Genomic DNA, 1635 nt, shown 5'->3' with positions numbered 1-1635 from the left:
TAGCACAGACTCATATCTAACCCCCTTTGCTGACGACAATAGCACGATGGCACCACCTGATCCCTTCCCGAACTCAGAAGTGAAACATCGTTGCGCCAATGGTAGTGTGGCTCCGGCCATGTGAGAGTAGGTCATCGTCAGCTCCCTATTCCCTAAAAGCCCCCTTAACTTAATTGTTAAGGGGGCTTTTTTTGTCTGTATATTTCTACCAAAAACTATTATATTCTTTCTTAGGTTAATGACTGAGGAGCAATAGTGAAGGCTAAATTAGCAGGTATTCAATACTTAGGTGAAAGTGGTATTACGCAAGAATGTAAAAAAGCAGTTATAAACCTAATTCATGCTGGCGAAAAAATACATGAAGTCAAAATACTTACTTTTGAAGAGCCTTATTCAAAAGCTCATGCCTTATTGCTAACCCTTGAGTATGATATTCAGACAGTCATTAAAGGTGGTTTTGCTTCAGGTTATAACGGAGAAGGGCCAAAAGGATATGCATTCGTGTTAAATTTACTGCGGAACTATACAGATAATATTAATGAATACATTATTTCAAAATCAATTTTTGAACGTATATGTAATTCAAGTTTAAGTGTGAAAGATTTGGAATATATCAATAGTATAAAGCCAGTGCGTCCTGCTAGATGGCATGATTCTGCTTACCTTTACAAGGAACGTGAACTTAATATTTTTAGTGAGTTTCCTCTTACTATTCCTATGGCTTTACTTGATAAACGTCTTATTAAGCTAGCACTGGAGTTTGAAACAAATCCAGATAACGCAATAATGAGCGGATACCGAAAAATTGAAGATATCGTCAGAGAGCGTACTGGTTTAAGTAACGAAAGTAGCACTAAGCTGTTTGCAAAAGCCTTTCAAGGTGATAATTCGGTTTTGTATTGGGAGAACTTAGAGTCAGGCGAATCTAAAGGAAGGGCTTCTTTATTTAATGGTGTTTTTATGGCTTATCGTAATAATCGGGCACATCAAGAACCTAAACATAATCTAAGCGACGAAATTCGAGAATTCATGCTAATAAACCAGTTATTCATTTTAGAAAGTAAAGCAGTTGTAAGAAAATCTTAAATTTAAAAGGAAGGATTTAATTGAAGAATAAAATTCAGACAATGACATCTAGTAAACTGATTAGCGTATTATTTAAAATTTTTATATCAGCTATAGTGGTAATGGCTGCTGTCTTCATACTGTACTTTTCAAATTTTAATGGAAAATTCACATCGCAACCTGAGTATTGGGGAACATTCGGTGATTTTGTTGGCGGAACTTTGAACCCAATATTAAGTTTTTTTGCTTTACTGGCACTTCTTATTACAATTATTCTTCAAAATCGTGAATTAGAAGCTACTAGAGATGAAATAGCTCAATCTAGATTAGCTGCACAAGAACAAGTTTTGCATTTTAAGAATGAAAGTAAAAAAGCCGATGTATATAAAACGATTCAAGTTTTAGAAATTAGATTAGAAAGACTTTACAAAGAACCATTATATTTGAGAGTTTCCCAAACTTTGTGTAACTGCTTATAATCCACTAACCGGAGAATAAGCAATGACTAAGCAAACCGACCTTAAAAAACTTGCCCAGCAAATGGCTAGCAGCATGAAAAGCTTTGATGAC

General features: G+C 35.0%; 2 protein-coding genes and 1 rRNA gene. All 3 read left to right on the top strand.

Going from position 1 to position 1635, the window contains the following annotated elements; all coding sequences use genetic code 11:
- Positions 1-28 precede the first annotated feature (28 nt).
- The 3 genes from rrf to JMX98_RS13785 all read left to right on the top strand — a co-directional run bounded on the left by rrf (position 29) and on the right by JMX98_RS13785 (position 1544).
- Positions 29-143: ribosomal RNA gene (rrf, locus tag JMX98_RS13795) — 5S ribosomal RNA — on the top strand.
- A gap of 112 nt (positions 144-255) precedes the next feature.
- Entirely contained in the window at positions 256-1086 is an 831-nt protein-coding gene (locus JMX98_RS13790) for a TIGR02391 family protein (protein WP_201587395.1), read from the top strand.
- 20 nt (positions 1087-1106) lie between these two features.
- Entirely contained in the window at positions 1107-1544 is a 438-nt protein-coding gene (locus JMX98_RS13785; protein WP_201587393.1) for a hypothetical protein, read from the top strand.
- The last annotated feature ends 91 nt before the right edge of the window (positions 1545-1635 follow it).

Source organism: Psychrobacter sp. HII-4, from assembly GCF_904846595.1.
Lineage (GTDB): Bacteria > Pseudomonadota > Gammaproteobacteria > Pseudomonadales > Moraxellaceae > Psychrobacter > Psychrobacter celer.
This window is presented reverse-complemented; position numbering and strand designations above follow the sequence as displayed.